The organism is Nonomuraea sp. NPDC049400 (genome assembly GCF_044466425.1).
In the GTDB taxonomy this organism is placed as follows: domain Bacteria; phylum Actinomycetota; class Actinomycetes; order Streptosporangiales; family Streptosporangiaceae; genus Nonomuraea.
On the sequence record NZ_JBITMP010000003.1, the window covers coordinates 406,662 to 420,832 of the forward strand.

Sequence of the window (14,171 nt, forward strand, 5' to 3'; positions counted from 1 at the left end):
GCGGCAGGTGATCGAACGGTGGAGCCGTGATCAGGTGCTCGCCCTCGCCCCCGACGCGTCGTCCCAGAAGGCGGCTCAAGGGGTGGCGGCGCCCGGGAAATGGTCGTTGCGCGGCACGACAGGCACGGTCTTGTACGGCGAGTGCAAGGGCAGCGGGGCCAGGCCCTACCTTGCCTGCGTCGATCTGACCGAGCCCGCGTACCGGTGCAGCTGCCCGAGCCGGAAGTTCCCGTGCAAGCACGCGCTGGGGCTGCTGCTCATGTGGTCCGCTGACGACGTGCCTGTTGAGGAGGGCATGCCGCAGTGGGTGACCGAGTGGGTGGAGGCGCGCGCCGAGCGGGCCGCCAAGGCGACGGCCAAGATCGAGGCTGCCCGCGCCAAGAAGGCCGCGGAGAGCGATGCCGCGGCGGAGCGGACGGATCCGGACGAGGCCGGGCACGCCGGCTCCGGAGGCGGGCGTTCGCGCGCCGCGGGGGCGGCTGAGGGGCGCCCGGAGTCCGTGCGGCATGGTCGCGTCGCCGCCGGGCTGGCCGAGCTGGAGCGGTGGCTCGACGACCAGGTGCGACAGGGGCTGGCGGGGGCCGCCGAGCACGAATGGGAAGGGCTGGCCAAGCGGCTCATCGACGCCCAGGCACCGGGTGTGGCGGGGGTCGTGTCCAGGCTGGCCCGGGTCCGGGCGTACGACGACTGGCCGGGGCGGCTGCTGGCGGAGTACGCGCTGATCCACCTGCTCGCCGTCGCCTACCGGCGGCGGGCGGAGCTGCCCGCGGCGCTGGCCGAAACCGTGCTGAGCAGGGTCGGGTTCCCCGTCAACCGGGAAGAGGTGCTGGCCGGGGCCTGCGTGCGCGACCAGTGGGACGTGCTGGGGAGGCGGGACGAAGTGCAGGACCGGCTGACCGCCCGGCGGGTGTGGCTGCGAGGGCGCCACACCGGACGGCCGGCGCTGGTGCTGTCGTTCGCGCCGCAGGGGCAGCCGCTCGACGCCTCCCTGGTCACCGGGACGACGATCGACGCCGATCTCGCTTTCTACCCGGGCGCCGCCCCGCTGAGGGCGCTCGTCGCCGCCCGCCACGACTCAGGTGAGCACGAGCTCTCGAGGGGAGTGCGGGCGGGGGAGGGCGACGTCTCCAAGGGAGCGCCGCCCGGGGTGTCGCCGGACGAGGCGCTCGACGAGGTGGCCGGGGCGCTGGCCGAGGACCCGTGGACCGAGTCGTGGCCGCTCGTGCTGGCCGGGGTGGTGCCCGGGCGGGCCTCGCTCGGCGGCCTCCCGCTCCATCCGGTGGCGCGCGATCCGTGGCGGCTGATCGCCGTCTCCGGAGGGCGCCCGCTCACCGTCGCCGCCGAATGGACTCCGCGCGGGTTGCGGCCCTTGACCACCTGGGACGACGAAGGAACGGCGGTGATCCTGTGACCGGCTGGGAGGAGTTGGCCTCGGCGGCGCTCGTGGGCACCGATCGCAGGCCGTACCAGGGGGATCTGCTCGAAGCCGCGGCCGTCGAGGTGGCGCGGCGCAGAGCCGGGCGCAGGGCCGGTGAGGCCGAGCGGCAGGAGCCCGCGCCCCCCGAGGAGCGGGCGGCCGTGGGCAGGCAGGCGGCCGAGCGGCTGGCGCGGATCATGGGTGGCGAGCACGAGAGGCTGCTCCCCGAATGGCTGGCCGCGGCCGCCGGCAGCGGCAGGAGGGTGCCGCCGTACGTGCTGCCCGAGCTCCTGGAGAGAGGGCGGCGCGACCGCTCGATCCGGGTGCATCTCGGGGTCCTGGCCGGGCAGCGGGGGCGGTGGCTGGCCGGCCTCAACCCCGACTGGGCCTACCTCCTCGAGGAGCCGACCGGGGAGACGTGGGAGCTGGGCGGCGCCGCGGACCGGCGCGAGCACCTGCGTGCCCTCAGGAAGGCCGATCCCGCCCAGGCCAGGGGGTTGCTGGAGAGCACGTGGGAGCGGGAGACGCCCGACGATCGAGCCGAGTTCGTGGAGGTGCTGGCCGACGGGCTGAGCATGGACGACGAGCCGTTCCTGGAGAACGCGCTCGACGACCGGCGCAGAGAGGTGCGCCAGGCTGCCGCCAACCTCCTCACCCGTCTCCCCGAGTCGCGCATGTCCCAGCGCATGGCCGAACGGGCACGCGCCTGCGTCGCCATCGCGGGGAACGTCATCGCCGTCGAGGCGCCCGAGGCCTGCGACAAGGCGATGGAGCGCGACGGCATCCGCCCCAAACCGCCCAGGGGCATCGGCGAGCGGGCCTGGTGGCTGCAGCAGGTCCTCGCCCGCGCGCCGCTGGGGGTCTGGGGCCGCCCGCCCGCGCGGCTGCTCGAGATGCGGATCCCCGACTGGGACGCCGAGGTGAAGGCGGCCTGGGTGCGTGCCGCCATCCTGCAGAAGGATCCCGAGTGGGCGCGGGCGATGTTCGGGTGGGACCCGATCGCCGACCTCCTGGAGTCCCTGCCGCCCGACGAGCAGCAGGAACTTGCCGCCGATTTCGTAAAAAAGCATGACTTGGACAGCCAATTGATCATGGTGTTGGGCGGAGTGTCGTCCCACTGGCGCGAGGGCCTGGCCACAGCCGTCCTCCGCAAGATCGTGAAGGTGGCCACCACGCAGCCCTGGAATCTCGGGGAGCTGGTCAAGCTGGCGGGCGAGCGCATCGACCCGGCCCTGTTCCCCCTGGTCCTGAGCTACTCGCCCATGGAGTCCATCCAGCAGGTGGCCGCCCTGCTGCGTTTCCGTGCCGACATGTACAAGGAGCTTCACCCATGACCGTTCTGCGCCCGCACGCGGAAGACCAGTACGCCGAGGAGCTGGCCGTCCTCGCCAAGGACGACGACCGGCCGAGGCCGCCCGGCTGGAAGCTGTCGCCGTGGGCGGTGACCACGTACATCCTGGGCGACGGCGACCGCATCACCCCCAAGTACGTGGGCGCGCGCCGCATCGTCGAGGTCGCCGTCGCCACGCTGGCCACCGACCGCGCGCTGCTGCTGCTCGGCGTGCCCGGCACGGCGAAGACGTGGCTGTCGGAGCACCTGGCCGCCGCCATCAGCGGCGACTCCACGCTGCTCGTGCAGGGCACCGCCGGCACCGCGGAGGAGGCCATCCGGTACGGCTGGAACTACGCCAGGCTGCTGGCCGAGGGCCCCTCGATCGACGCGCTGACCCCGTCGCCCGTGATGCGCGCCATGGCCGAGGGCCGGGTCGCCCGGGTCGAGGAGCTCACCCGCATGCCGTCCGACGTGCAGGACGCCCTGATCACCGTGCTGTCGGAGAAGACGCTGCCGATCCCCGAGCTCAACCGCGAGGTCCAGGCCGAGCGCGGCTTCAACGTCATCGCCACGGCCAACGACCGCGACCGCGGCGTCAACGAGCTGTCCAGCGCGCTGCGCCGCCGCTTCAACACCGTCGTCCTGCCGGTCCCGGCCACCGCCGAGGAGGAGGTGGACATCGTCTCGCGCCGCGTCACCCAGCTCGGGCGCGCGCTGGAGCTGCCCGAGACGACGACGGGGCCGGCGGAGATCCGGCGGGTGGTGACGGTCTTCCGCGAGCTGCGCATGGGCGTCACCGAGGACGGGCGTACCAAGGTCAAGTCGCCCAGCGGCACCCTGTCCACGGCCGAGGCCATCTCGGTGCTCACCAACGGCATCGCCCTGGCGGCCCACTTCGGCGACGGGGTGCTGCGCCCCTCCGACGTGGCCGCCGGGATCGTGGGGGCGGTGGTGCAGGAGCCGGTGTCGGACCGGGTGGTGTGGCGCGAATACCTGGAGACGGTGGTCCGCGAGCGTCCCGACTGGCGCGACTTCTACCGCGCCTGCCGCGAGGTCTCATGAGCACCCCTCCGACCCGCGGCGCGTCATCGGTGCCCGGCCTGGCAGATGACGCGGCGAGTGCGCTGGTCGTGGGCGGGGCCGGCGTCTTTGTGCTGGGGGTGCGGCACCACGGGCCGGGCTCGGCCAGGGCCGTGCGGCGGGAGCTCGAACGCCTGCGCCCCGACGCCATCCTCATCGAGGGGCCGCCAGAGGCCGACGCGCTCGTGTCGCTCGCGCCCGAGCTGGAGCCGCCCGTCGCGCTGCTCGCCCACGTGCCGGGAGCCCCGGCGCGGGCCGCGTTCTGGCCGTTCGCCGCCTTCTCGCCCGAGTGGCAGGCCATCCTGTACGGCACGTCCGCCGGCATCCCGGTGAGCTTCTGCGACCTGCCCGCGGCCCATTCGCTGGCCGCGGAGGACGAAGAGCACGAGGACGGCATGCGGGCCGACCCCATCGGGAGCCTCGCCGCGGCGGCCGGATACGACGATCCCGAACGCTGGTGGGAGGACGTCGTCGAACACCGGGGCGACACCCCTTTCGACGTGATCGCCGAGGCCATGGCAGCCGTACGCGAGGGTTACGAGCCGGACGGGCGGGAGGCCAGGCGCGAGGCGTACATGCGCAAGACCCTCCGCGCGGCCGTCAAGCAGGGCTACGGCCGGATCGCGGTGATCTGCGGCGCCTGGCACGTCCCGGCGCTGACGGGCAAGCTGCCGGCCGCCGCGCAGGACAACGCGATCCTGCGCGGGCTGCCCAAGGTCAAGGCCGAGCTGACGTGGGTGCCGTGGACGTACGGGCGGCTGGCCTCGTGGAGCGGCTACGGCGCGGGGATCACCTCGCCCGGCTGGTACCACCACCTGTTCGGCGCGCCCGACCGACCCGTGGAGCGGTGGCTGGCCGAGGCCGCCGCGGTGCTGCGCGACGAGGGGCTGGCCGTGTCGTCCGCGCACGTCATCGAGTCCGTACGCCTCGCGCACAGCCTGGCCGCCCTGCGCGGCCGGCCCCTGGCCGGGCTCGGCGAGGTCACCGAGGCGGCCAGGGCCGTGCTGTGCGAGGGCGACGACCTGGCCGTCGAGCTGATCCAGCGGCGCATGGTCGTCGGCGACCGGCTCGGCCACGTCACCGACGGCACGCCGATGGTGCCGCTCCAGCGGGACCTGCGCGAGCAACAGCGCCGGCTCCGGCTCAAGCCCGAGGCGCTCGACCGCGAGATCGACCTCGACCTGCGCAAACCGCTCGACCTCGAGCGCAGCCACCTGCTGCACCGGCTCAGGCTGCTCGGCGTCGGCTGGGGCACGCCGGGCGAGTCGCGGGGGAAGGGCACCTTCAGGGAGATCTGGACGCTGCAGTGGCGGCCCGAGCACGACCTGGCGCTCATCGAGCAGGCCGCACTCGGCACCACGGTGGCCGGGGCGGCGGCGCAGCGGGCCAGGGACCTGACCGCGACGGACAAGGCGGCCCTGGCGGACCTGACGTCGCTGGTCGAGCAGTGCCTGCTGGCCGACCTGCCGGAGGCGCTGCCCGAGGTGCTGGCCGCGCTGTCGGCCAAGGCGGCGCTCGACACGGACGTGACGCACCTGATGGCGGCGCTGCCCGCGATGGTGCGCGCTCACCGGTACGGCGACGTCCGCGGCACCTCGGCCGAGGGGCTGGCGGTGATCGTACGCTCGATGCTGGACCGGATCTGCGTCGGCCTGCCGGTCGCGGTGGCGGGGCTGGACGACGACGCGGCGGCCGGCCTGCTCAAACACGTCGACGCGGTGCACGCGGCCGTGGCCCTCCTGAGCGACGACAGCGGCAACAGCGGTGACAGTGACGGCGGCGCGTCGCCGCGCAGCCGGTGGCTGGTCACTCTGCGCGGCGTCAGCGACCGGCAGGACCTGCACGGCCTCATCGAAGGACGCCTCACCAGGATCCTGCTGGACTCGGGGGAGCTCGACGACGCGGGCGACCGCATGGCCAGGGCCATGTCCAGGGGGCAGGTCCCGGCGCGGGCGGCCGCGTGGGTCGAGGGGTTCCTGGCGGGCGGCGGGCTGCTGCTGGTGCACGATCCCCGGCTGCTGAGCCTGGTGGACGGGTGGCTCACCGGGCTCTCCGGCCAGCAGTTCACCGACGTGCTGCCGCTGCTGCGCCGCACGTTCGGCGGGTTCGCCGCGCCGGAGCGCAGAGCGATCGGCGAGCGGGTCCGCTCGGCAGGGGGCGGCGGCGAGCGGCGAGGGGAGCAGGACGTGGACGAGCGGCGGGCGGCGGCGGCCGTCGCGACGGTGCTCACGATCCTCGGAAAGGCGGACGGATGACCGAGACCGACGAGCGGCTGCGCAGGTGGCGGCTGGTGCTGGGCGGCGGCGACGCCGAGGGCACCGGGTGCGGGCTGGAAGGCGTGGACGCGCGGATGGACGCCGCGCTGTCCGCCGTCTACGACCAGGGCGGCAAAGAGGGCGGGCTCGGCGCGTCCGCGCCCCGGGTGGCGCGCTGGCTGGGCGACATCCGTACGTACTTCCCCTCCACGGTCGTCCAGGTCATGCAGAAGGACGCCATCGAGAAGCTGAACCTCACCCGGCTCCTGCTGGAGCCGGAGATGCTCGAGGCCGTCGAGCCGGACGTGCACCTCGTCGGCACCCTGTTGGCGCTCAACCGCGTCATGCCCGACCAGGCTCGCGAGTCAGCCAGGGCCGTGGTGCGCAAAGTGGTGGACGAGCTCGAACGCAGGCTGGCCCAGAAGACCAGGGCGGCCGTGACCGGCGCGCTCGACCGCTCGGCCAGGACGCATCGCCCCAAGAGGGTGGCCGACATCGACTGGGACCGCACGATCCGGGCGAACCTCAAGAACTACCTGCCGGACAGGAACACGGTCGTCCCCTCGCGGCTCGTCGGCTACGCCCGCAGGCAGCGGTCGGTGCAGCGCGAGGTCGTGCTCTGCATCGACCAGAGCGGGTCGATGGCGGCCTCGGTGGTCTATTCGAGCGTGTTCGGGGCGGTGCTGGCGTCGATGCGCTCGCTCAAGACGTCCCTGGTGGTGTTCGACACGGCGGTGGTGGATCTCACCGACCAGCTGCACGACCCCGTGGAGCTGCTGTTCGGCACCCAGCTCGGCGGCGGCACCGACATCAACCGGGCCATCGCCTACAGCCAGGGCCTCATCACCCGGCCCACCGACTCGATCTTCGTCCTGATCAGCGACCTGTACGAGGGCGGCGTCAGGGAGGAGATGCTGCGCAGGGTGGCCGCGATGACGCAGGCGGGCGTCCAGGTGATCGTGCTGCTCGCGCTCTCGGACGAGGGCGCGCCGTTCTACGACCACGAGAACGCCGCCGCGCTGGCCGCGATGGGCGTGCCCGCCTTCGCGTGCACACCCGACGCCTTCCCCGACCTGATGGCCGCCGCGATCGAGCGGCGCGACATCGCACAGTGGGCGGAACGTCACATCGCGGTCAGTGGGTAGGTCCATCTGCCCTGGCCTTGCGCGGGAGTAGGTACGACAGGGCGAAGGTCAGCGCCAGCAGCCCCACCTCGACCCACACCGTGACCTGCATCGACGGGCCGAAGCCCCACTGGTCCTCGAGCAGCTGGAAGAAGAGCGTGCCGAGCAGGGCGGTGCCGAGCGCGCCACCGAGCTGCTGGGTCGCGGTCAGCGCGCCGGAGGCGGAGCCCGACTCGTGCGGCTCGACCCCCGCGAGCACGATGTCGAAGAACGGCGCCATGGTCAGCCCCATCCCGATGCCGACGAGGGCGAGCCCGGGAGCCAGCTGCCAGCCGCTGACGTCGAGCCCCGCGAGGTGGATGGTCACGGCGAGCACGGCCGCGCCCGCCGCCATGACGGCGGTGCCGATCTGCAGCAGGCCGCGGCCCAGCTTCTCCTGCAGCCCGGACATCGCCAGGCCGAAGCCGATCACGCCGCCGATCGCCTGCGGCAGGCCGGTGAGGCCGGCCTGGAGCGGCGTGAAACCGAGGCCGAGCTGGGTGTAGAGGTTGAAGACCAGGCCGAGGCCCATCATGCCGGAGAAGAACGCGAGCCCGGCCACCAGACCGCCGGTGAAGGCCCGCTTGCGGAACAGCCCGGGCGTGACCAGCGGGTCCTTGCCGGACGCGGCGCGGCGGGACTCGTAGCGGGCGAAGACGGCGAACACCACGAGCGAGGCCGCCATCGACACGAACGTCCACACGGGCCAGCCCAGCTCGCGGCCCTGGATGAGCGGGCAGATCAGCAGGAATGAGCCGGTCGTGACGAGCGCGACGCCGACGAGGTCCAGCCTGGTGGCGTTGGAGAGGCGGTATTCAGGCAGGAAACGCATCCCGGCCAGCACGGTGGCCAGGCCGATCGGCAGGTTGATCAGGAAGATCATGCGCCAGCCCGTGCCGAAGAAGTCGGCGTCGACCAGCCATCCGGCCAGCACGGGACCGCCCACGGACGAGATGGTCATGACCGGCCCGAACATGCCGAACGCCTTGCCCAGGTCCTGCGGCGGGAACATCTCCTTGATCAGCCCGAGGCCCTGCGGCAGCATCACGGCTCCGAACAGGCCCTGCAACACCCGGCTGACGACCAGCATCTCAGGGCCGGTCGAAACGCCGCACAGCAGCGAGGCGGCGGTGAAGCCGAGCGCGCCGATCAGGAACATGCGCTTCCTGCCGAACAGGTCGCCGAGCCGTCCGCCGGTGATCAGTCCGACGGCCATGGCCAGGGTGTAACCGGCACCGAGCCACTGCACGATGCTGTCGCTGCCGCCCAGGTCCTTCTGGATGCTCGGGGCGGCGATCGTGGTCACGAGCGCGTCGAGCAGGTCCATGACCTCGGCGGCCAGGATCACGAACAGGGCGGCCCAGCGCCAGCGATAGGGCTGGGCCTCGGTCGTCTCCGCTGAGGCGGTGACTGTCATGGGGGACTCCTTAAAACGGTGTTCTATGGACGAACGCTGTTCGTTACGAACACTGTTTTATGGCCGAACAGTGTTCGTGTCAAGTACAGTGTTCGTATGATGGTTGGCATGGCAGGATCGGAGGACGTCCCCACGCCCCCGTGGCGCAAGTCACGCAAACCGGCACCGCTCAGGCGGCAGCTCAGCCAGGACCTGATCGTCGAGGCCGGGCTGCGGATCGTCGACGCCGAGGGGCTCGACGCGCTGAGCATGAGACGCGTCGCCCAGGAGTTCGACACGGGCCCCGCCTCGCTCTACGCGCACGTGGCCAACAAGGAGGAGCTGCTCGAGCTGATCTACGAACGGGTGCTCGGCGAGATCGAGCTGCCCGAGCGTGATCCGAGCCGCTGGAAGGAGCAGCTCCGGGCATACGCCATGGAGTCGCACCGGGTGCTGTCCATCCACGCCGACGTGGCGCGGGTGGCGCTGGCCAACATCCCGTCGGGGGAGAACTCGATCCGCGCGGGCGAGTTCGTCTTCGGGCTGCTGATCGAGGCCGGCATGTCCCCGAGGGACGCGTCGCTGTCGATGGACCGGCTCTCCCTCTACATCACCGGCGACGCGTACGAGGGCTCCCTGCACTGGGCGAGGATGCGCGCGGCCGGGCTGGACAACCCGCGGGAGTACTTCGAGCACTTCGTCGGGCAGATCGCCGGCTACTACCGGGCGCTGCCGCCGGAGCGGTTCCCGCACATCAGCAAGTACGTGGACGAGCTGATCGCCGACGACGGCGAGGACCGTTTCCGCTACGGCCTCGAGCTGATCCTCGACGGCATCGAGGCGCGCATGCCCTAGGCCCAAATGCCTAGGCCCCGCGCCCGATGTGGTGACGTGCGGGTTCGCCATAGCTTGCCGGATATGACGACGACAGTTGAGAGATCTACGGCGGGCGTGGTGTCCGCACAATACCGGGCGCTCAGCATCGGGCTGGTCGCGCTGGTCATGCTGGTGGCTTTCGAGGCGATGGCGGTGGCCACGGCGATGCCGGTGGTGGCCCGCGAGCTCGACGGCATGCATCTGTACAACCTGGCCTTCAGCGCCACCCTGGCGGCCAGCGTGATCGCGACGGTGCTGGGCGGCCGGTGGAGCGACGTGCGGGGCCCGCTGCAGCCGATCGCGGCAGGTGTGGCGGGCTTCGTGTCCGGGCTGCTGCTGGCCGGGATCGCGCCGAACATGGAGGTGTTCGTCGCGGGCCGGTTCCTGCAGGGGCTCGGGGGAGGTTTGATCCAGGTCTCCTTGTACGTGGTCGTGGCCCGGGTCTATCCGGCAGCCCTGCACCCCAAGGTGTTCGCCCTGTTCTCGGCCGCATGGGTGGTGCCGTCCATGGTCGGTCCGGCCATCGCCGGTTTCGTGGTCGAGAACGCCGACTGGCGGTGGGTCTTCATCGGCGTCGCCTTGATCGTCATCCCGTCGGCGCTGCTGCTCTGGCGCGGCACCTCGGGCCGCGAGGTGGAGAACGGCGCCGCCGAGCCCGCGCCGGGCCTCGGCCGCAAGCTGGTCTGGGCCACGCTGACCGCCGTCGCCGCCGCCTTGATCCAGTACGGCAGCGCGCTCAAGCTCGCCGGCCTGCCGCTGCTCCTGGCAGGCGTCGTCCTGCTGGTCGTGGCCCTGCCCAGGCTGCTGCTGCCCGGCTCCCTCAGGGCCGCCCCCGGCCTGCCGACCGCGCCCGTGCTGCGCGGCCTGGCCTTCGGCTCGCTGACGGCGGCCCAGGTGCTCATCCCGCTCATGCTGATCAACGAGCGCGGCCTGTCCGCCACCGGCGCGGGCATCGTGCTCACCATCGGCGCCCTCGGCTGGTCCACCGGCTCCTGGATCAAGGGCCGCGGCACGATCAGCCACATGACCGCCATCCGCGGCGGCGCCGCCATGGTCGCCACCGGCATCGCGCTGGTGATGCTCGTGCTCGTCGACTCCCTGCCGATCGCGGTCGCGTACCTCGCCATGGCCGTCGCCGGGCTCGGCATCGGCGCGATGCACCCGACGGTGTCCGTGCTGGTGCTGGAGATGTCCAGGGAGGGCGAGGAGGGCCAGAACAGCGCCGCAGTCGGCGTGGGCGAGTCGGTGTTCACCGTGGTCGCCGTCGCGATCAGCGGCGCCCTGTTCACCGCCACCGGCGAGAGCTACGCCGTCGGCCTGTCCTTCACCGTCGCGCTCGCGCTCCTGGCCTTCCTGATCGCCCCGCGTTTTGTCCAGCACCGCGCAGCAGGCACTATGGAGGGAGCCGCGTCATAAAAGGGGGGTACATGCCGCGAGTGCGGGAGCTTGAGGTCTTCCGGCTGGTCCTGCCGTACGGCAGGAGGTCGGAGACCCTGCTCGTGAAGCTCACCGACCACGGCGGCATGACCGGCTGGGGCGAGACCACCTCCCCCCGGCCGAAGACGTGGACGAAGCTGGAGGAGACGCTGGCCGCGCTGCTGATCGGCGTCGACTGGGAACATCCCGACGCCGTGCAGAGCGGCGACCCGGCGGTCGACATGGCCTGCTGGGACCTGTGGACCAGGATGCGCGGGGTGCCGCTCGCCGAGGCGATCGGCGGCACCCGCACCTCCCTCATGGCCACCGTGCGGCTGACCCCCGACGCGTCCGTGGAGAGCCTGGTGGCCCGGGTCAATCAGCAGGTCTGCGCCGGGTACGGGCACGTCACGCTGGACGTCAGGCCCGGCTGGGACGTCGAGCCCGTACGCGCGGTGCGGCAGGCGTACCCGGCCCTGACCCTGGCCGTCGACTGCGGCAACGCCTACTCCGACCTCGGCCAGCTCGTCGCCCTCGACTCCTACGGCCTGGAGGTCATCGAGCGGCCCTTCGCCGCCGGCGACACCTACGCGCACGCCTCGCTGCAGGACCAGGTGGCCGCCTCGGTCGCGGTCGAGGTCGCCTCCACCGCCGAGCTGGACGACTACCTGACGCTGCGGGCGGCGAAGGTTCTGCTGCTGCGGCCCGCCTTGTTCCGCTCGCTGTCGGAGGCCCGCCGGGCGCACGACCGCGCCGCGGCGGCGGGCTGGGACATCCAGTGCGCGGGCGGCCACGGCGCGGGGCTGGCCAGGGCGGCGACGGTGGCGGTCGCCAGCCTGCCCGGCTGCACGCTGCCGTGCGACGTGACACAGCCGCCCCGCCAGAACCAGATCGTCAAGCCCATCGTGGGCGCGAACGCCGGGGTCATCGCCGTGCCCCTCACCCAGTCGGGGCTGGGACACGACATCGACGAGGTGCGCCTGCGGAGGCTGGCGAAGGAGTCATTCCACGCGTAAGGTTCCTACCCGATCAACAGGCGGGTGATGGACCCTGGGGGGAGGACTCATGACGGAGCGAGACCCCGATGCCGACGCGATCAGACTGGCCGCCGAATCGCTGGGCAAAGGCGACCCGACCGGGTGGTTCGAGCGGCTCTACGCCGAGTCGGCGAGCGGCGACGCGATCGTGCCGTGGGACTCGCGTTCCCCGCATCCCCTGCTGGTGGAGTGGGCCCGCGCCGGTCAGGGGCGGGCGCTGGTCGTGGGCGCGGGGCTGGGTGACGACGCCGAGCACGTGGCGGGGCTCGGCTACGAGACGGTGGCGTTCGACGTGAGCGAGTCGGCGGTCCGGCTCGCCGAGGAGCGCTTCCCCGGGAGCAGGGTCCGCTACCAGGCCGCCGACCTGCTGGATCCGCCCGCCGCGTGGCGGCAGGCGTTCGACCTGGTGGTCGAGGTCATGACCGTGCAGGCGCTGCCGGAGCCGCTGCACGCCCGGGCCATCGCCGCGGTCGCGGAGTTCGTACGGCCCGGCGGCACGCTGCTGGTGATCGCGTCGGGCCGGGAGGAGGGCGGGCCGGTGTTCGCGCCGCCGTGGCCGCTGACCCCGTCCGAGATCGCGGCTTTCGCGGCGGGCGGGCTGGAGACGGTGGAGGTCGAGGACCTGCGCGACGGCGAGCGCCACCGCTGGCGCGCCACCTTCCACCGGCCCGCGTGACGCATGAGATCACCATCAGGGGGACGGTGAACGGCCAGCGCCCGCGGGGGCGTGCGTGGAGCGGGACGCGATGGCCGACCTCAGGGTGCTCTGGAGGAGAGGTCCCGCGCGGGCGCGTCTAGATCACGGCGCTCAGCCGTTCCACCCGTTCGGCGGGAGGGCTGTCGAGGCGCGGGAGCCGCAGGACGAACCTGGCGCCGCGCGGTGAGTCCTCGGCCTTGAGCGTCCCGCCGTGGCTCTGGGCGATGTCGCGGGAGATGGCCAGGCCCAGCCCGCTGCCGCCGGCGTCGCGGCGGCGGCCGTCGTCGAGGCGGGTGAACCGCTCGAAGACGCGCTCGCGGTCGGCGGGCGCGATGCCCGCGCCGTCGTCGGTCACCGTCACCACGGCCTGCCCGCCCGAGGCGGCCACGGAGACGTCCACGGCGCTGTCGGCGTGCCGGATCGCGTTGTTCACCAGGTTGGCGAGCACCCGGACGAGCTGGATGCGGGATCCGCAGACCCAGACCTCCGGGGCCGCGTGCACCCGTACGGGCACGCGACCCGCGCGCGGCGCCTCCTGGCTCACCAGCCGCCCGAGGTCGACCAGCTCGGGCGGCGCCGGGTCGCCGGCCCGCAGTCGCGCGAGCACCAGCAGGTCGCTGACGATGGCGTCGAGCCGGTCGGCGGCCGACAGGGCCGAGCGGATGGTTTCGTGCGGATCCACCTCGCCGGGATGGAGCAGCGCCTCCTCCAGTTGCAGCCGCAGGCCCGCGATCGGGTTCCTGAGCTCGTGGGACGTGGTGGCGGCGAACCTGCGCTGCTGCGCCACCGCCTCGTCGAGCCGGTCCAGGGTCTGGTTGGCGGTGCGGACGAGCATGGCGACCTCGTCGTCGCCCGGCGGCACGGCCATTCTCAGGCTGATGTCGCTGACGGTGATCTCGGCCAGGCGCGCGCGGATCGCCTCGACCGGCCGCAGCGTGCGGTCCACCGTTCTCCAGGAGGTCCAGGCCACGATGGCGAGCAGCGCCAGCGCCGCCGCCGTGAGCGCGTACTCCAGGTTGTGGCCGCGCAGCAGGGCCGGCTCGCGGCGCTCCGCCAGCACGACCGGGGCGTCGGCCGCCGTGGTGATGCGGATGGCCACCAGGAGGCGGCGCCCGTCGGTCCGCCGCTGGACGCGGTCGTCGGCGGGTGGCCGCAGCGTGCTCAGCGCCGGGCGTGCCCGCGCGGAGTGGCTGGCGGCGAGGACCCGGCCGCGCGCGTCCACCAGCTGGATGAGATCGACGTCGCCCGAGGCCGGTATCACCACCGGGATCGTCCCGGCGCGGGCCGCCGCACTCCATCGGCTGGCGACCTGTTCGACCCGGTTGAAGGCGTCGTCCTGGACGCGGTAGCGGATCGCCAGCGAGGAGGTGACGCCCACGACCGCGAGCGCGATCAGGGCGAGCAGCGACGCGGCCAGGGCGGAGCGCGCCCGGATGGATCGGGGGTACGCAATCACGATCGTCGTCTCCTTCCTGTCATGCCGACAGTAAGGCGGGACGAT

The 14,171-nt window shown here is 72.8% G+C and carries 11 protein-coding genes; 9 read left to right on the forward strand and 2 right to left on the reverse strand.

The genetic code is table 11. The features are described from left to right. The first annotated feature begins 7 nt into the window (after window positions 1–7). From ACIBVN_RS05890 to ACIBVN_RS05910, 5 genes are read left to right on the forward strand one after another with little or no spacing between them, the layout of a single operon-like run. A complete protein-coding gene (locus ACIBVN_RS05890; RefSeq protein WP_397133110.1) occupies window positions 8–1,411 on the forward strand; it encodes an SWIM zinc finger family protein in 1,404 nt (467 codons plus the stop codon). Then, window positions 1,408–2,751, forward strand: coding sequence for a DUF5691 domain-containing protein (locus ACIBVN_RS05895; protein WP_397133112.1), 1,344 nt, complete (start codon window positions 1,408–1,410; stop codon window positions 2,749–2,751). The genes ACIBVN_RS05890 and ACIBVN_RS05895 overlap by 4 nt, the downstream gene beginning before the upstream one ends. Then, window positions 2,748–3,812 (forward strand): AAA family ATPase, encoded by a 1,065-nt coding sequence (locus tag ACIBVN_RS05900; RefSeq protein WP_397133114.1) that lies wholly within the window; start codon window positions 2,748–2,750, stop codon window positions 3,810–3,812. Before ACIBVN_RS05895 ends, ACIBVN_RS05900 begins: the two co-directional genes overlap by 4 nt. Continuing rightward, the gene (locus ACIBVN_RS05905) at window positions 3,809–6,085 is read left to right on the forward strand and encodes a DUF5682 family protein (RefSeq protein WP_397133116.1); all 2,277 of its coding nucleotides are present in this window, start codon (window positions 3,809–3,811) and stop codon (window positions 6,083–6,085) included. Before ACIBVN_RS05900 ends, ACIBVN_RS05905 begins: the two co-directional genes overlap by 4 nt. Beyond that, complete coding sequence (locus ACIBVN_RS05910; protein WP_397133118.1) at window positions 6,082–7,230, forward strand: VWA domain-containing protein; 1,149 nt, start codon at window positions 6,082–6,084, stop codon at window positions 7,228–7,230. Before ACIBVN_RS05905 ends, ACIBVN_RS05910 begins: the two co-directional genes overlap by 4 nt. Here ACIBVN_RS05910 and ACIBVN_RS05915 read toward each other — a convergent pair. Further along, a complete protein-coding gene (locus ACIBVN_RS05915; protein ID WP_397133120.1) occupies window positions 7,220–8,665 on the reverse strand; it encodes an MFS transporter in 1,446 nt (481 codons plus the stop codon). The two genes, ACIBVN_RS05910 and ACIBVN_RS05915, sit on opposite strands and share 11 nt — an antisense overlap. 108 nt (window positions 8,666–8,773) lie before the next feature. Here ACIBVN_RS05915 and ACIBVN_RS05920 point away from each other — a divergent pair, with 108 nt between their 5' ends. The 4 genes from ACIBVN_RS05920 (at window position 8,774) to ACIBVN_RS05935 (ending at window position 12,649) form a co-directional block, all read left to right on the forward strand. Further along, window positions 8,774–9,499, forward strand: a complete 726-nt coding sequence (locus tag ACIBVN_RS05920; RefSeq protein ID WP_397133122.1) for a TetR/AcrR family transcriptional regulator — start codon at window positions 8,774–8,776, stop codon at window positions 9,497–9,499. A 63-nt stretch (window positions 9,500–9,562) separates the two neighbouring features. Beyond that, entirely contained in the window at window positions 9,563–10,936 is a 1,374-nt protein-coding gene (locus ACIBVN_RS05925) for an MFS transporter (protein WP_397133124.1), read from the forward strand. 11 nt (window positions 10,937–10,947) lie between these two features. Then, complete coding sequence (locus ACIBVN_RS05930) at window positions 10,948–11,952, forward strand: enolase C-terminal domain-like protein (protein WP_397133126.1); 1,005 nt, start codon at window positions 10,948–10,950, stop codon at window positions 11,950–11,952. A gap of 49 nt (window positions 11,953–12,001) precedes the next feature. Continuing rightward, window positions 12,002–12,649 (forward strand): class I SAM-dependent methyltransferase, encoded by a 648-nt coding sequence (locus tag ACIBVN_RS05935; protein ID WP_397133128.1) that lies wholly within the window; start codon window positions 12,002–12,004, stop codon window positions 12,647–12,649. A 118-nt stretch (window positions 12,650–12,767) separates the two neighbouring features. Here the strand turns inward: ACIBVN_RS05935 and ACIBVN_RS05940 are convergent, their stop codons facing one another. Further along, on the reverse strand, window positions 12,768–14,126 hold the full coding sequence (locus ACIBVN_RS05940; RefSeq protein WP_397133130.1) for a sensor histidine kinase: 1,359 nt from the start codon (window positions 14,124–14,126) through the stop codon (window positions 12,768–12,770). Window positions 14,127–14,171: the final 45 nt, after the last annotated feature.

Excerpts from the sequence above, each read along its gene's own strand:
- ACIBVN_RS05900 (WP_397133114.1), top strand. The coding sequence starts at position 2,748 with ATGACCGTTCTGCGCCCGCACGCGGAAGACCAGTACGCCGAGGAGCTG.
- ACIBVN_RS05905 (WP_397133116.1), top strand. The coding sequence starts at position 3,809 with ATGAGCACCCCTCCGACCCGCGGCGCGTCATCGGTGCCCGGCCTGGCA.
- ACIBVN_RS05910 (WP_397133118.1), top strand. The coding sequence starts at position 6,082 with ATGACCGAGACCGACGAGCGGCTGCGCAGGTGGCGGCTGGTGCTGGGC.
- ACIBVN_RS05915 (WP_397133120.1), bottom strand. The coding sequence starts at position 8,665 with ATGACAGTCACCGCCTCAGCGGAGACGACCGAGGCCCAGCCCTATCGC.
- ACIBVN_RS05920 (WP_397133122.1), top strand. The coding sequence starts at position 8,774 with ATGGCAGGATCGGAGGACGTCCCCACGCCCCCGTGGCGCAAGTCACGC.
- ACIBVN_RS05925 (WP_397133124.1), top strand. The coding sequence starts at position 9,563 with ATGACGACGACAGTTGAGAGATCTACGGCGGGCGTGGTGTCCGCACAA.
- ACIBVN_RS05930 (WP_397133126.1), top strand. The coding sequence starts at position 10,948 with ATGCCGCGAGTGCGGGAGCTTGAGGTCTTCCGGCTGGTCCTGCCGTAC.
- ACIBVN_RS05935 (WP_397133128.1), top strand. The coding sequence starts at position 12,002 with ATGACGGAGCGAGACCCCGATGCCGACGCGATCAGACTGGCCGCCGAA.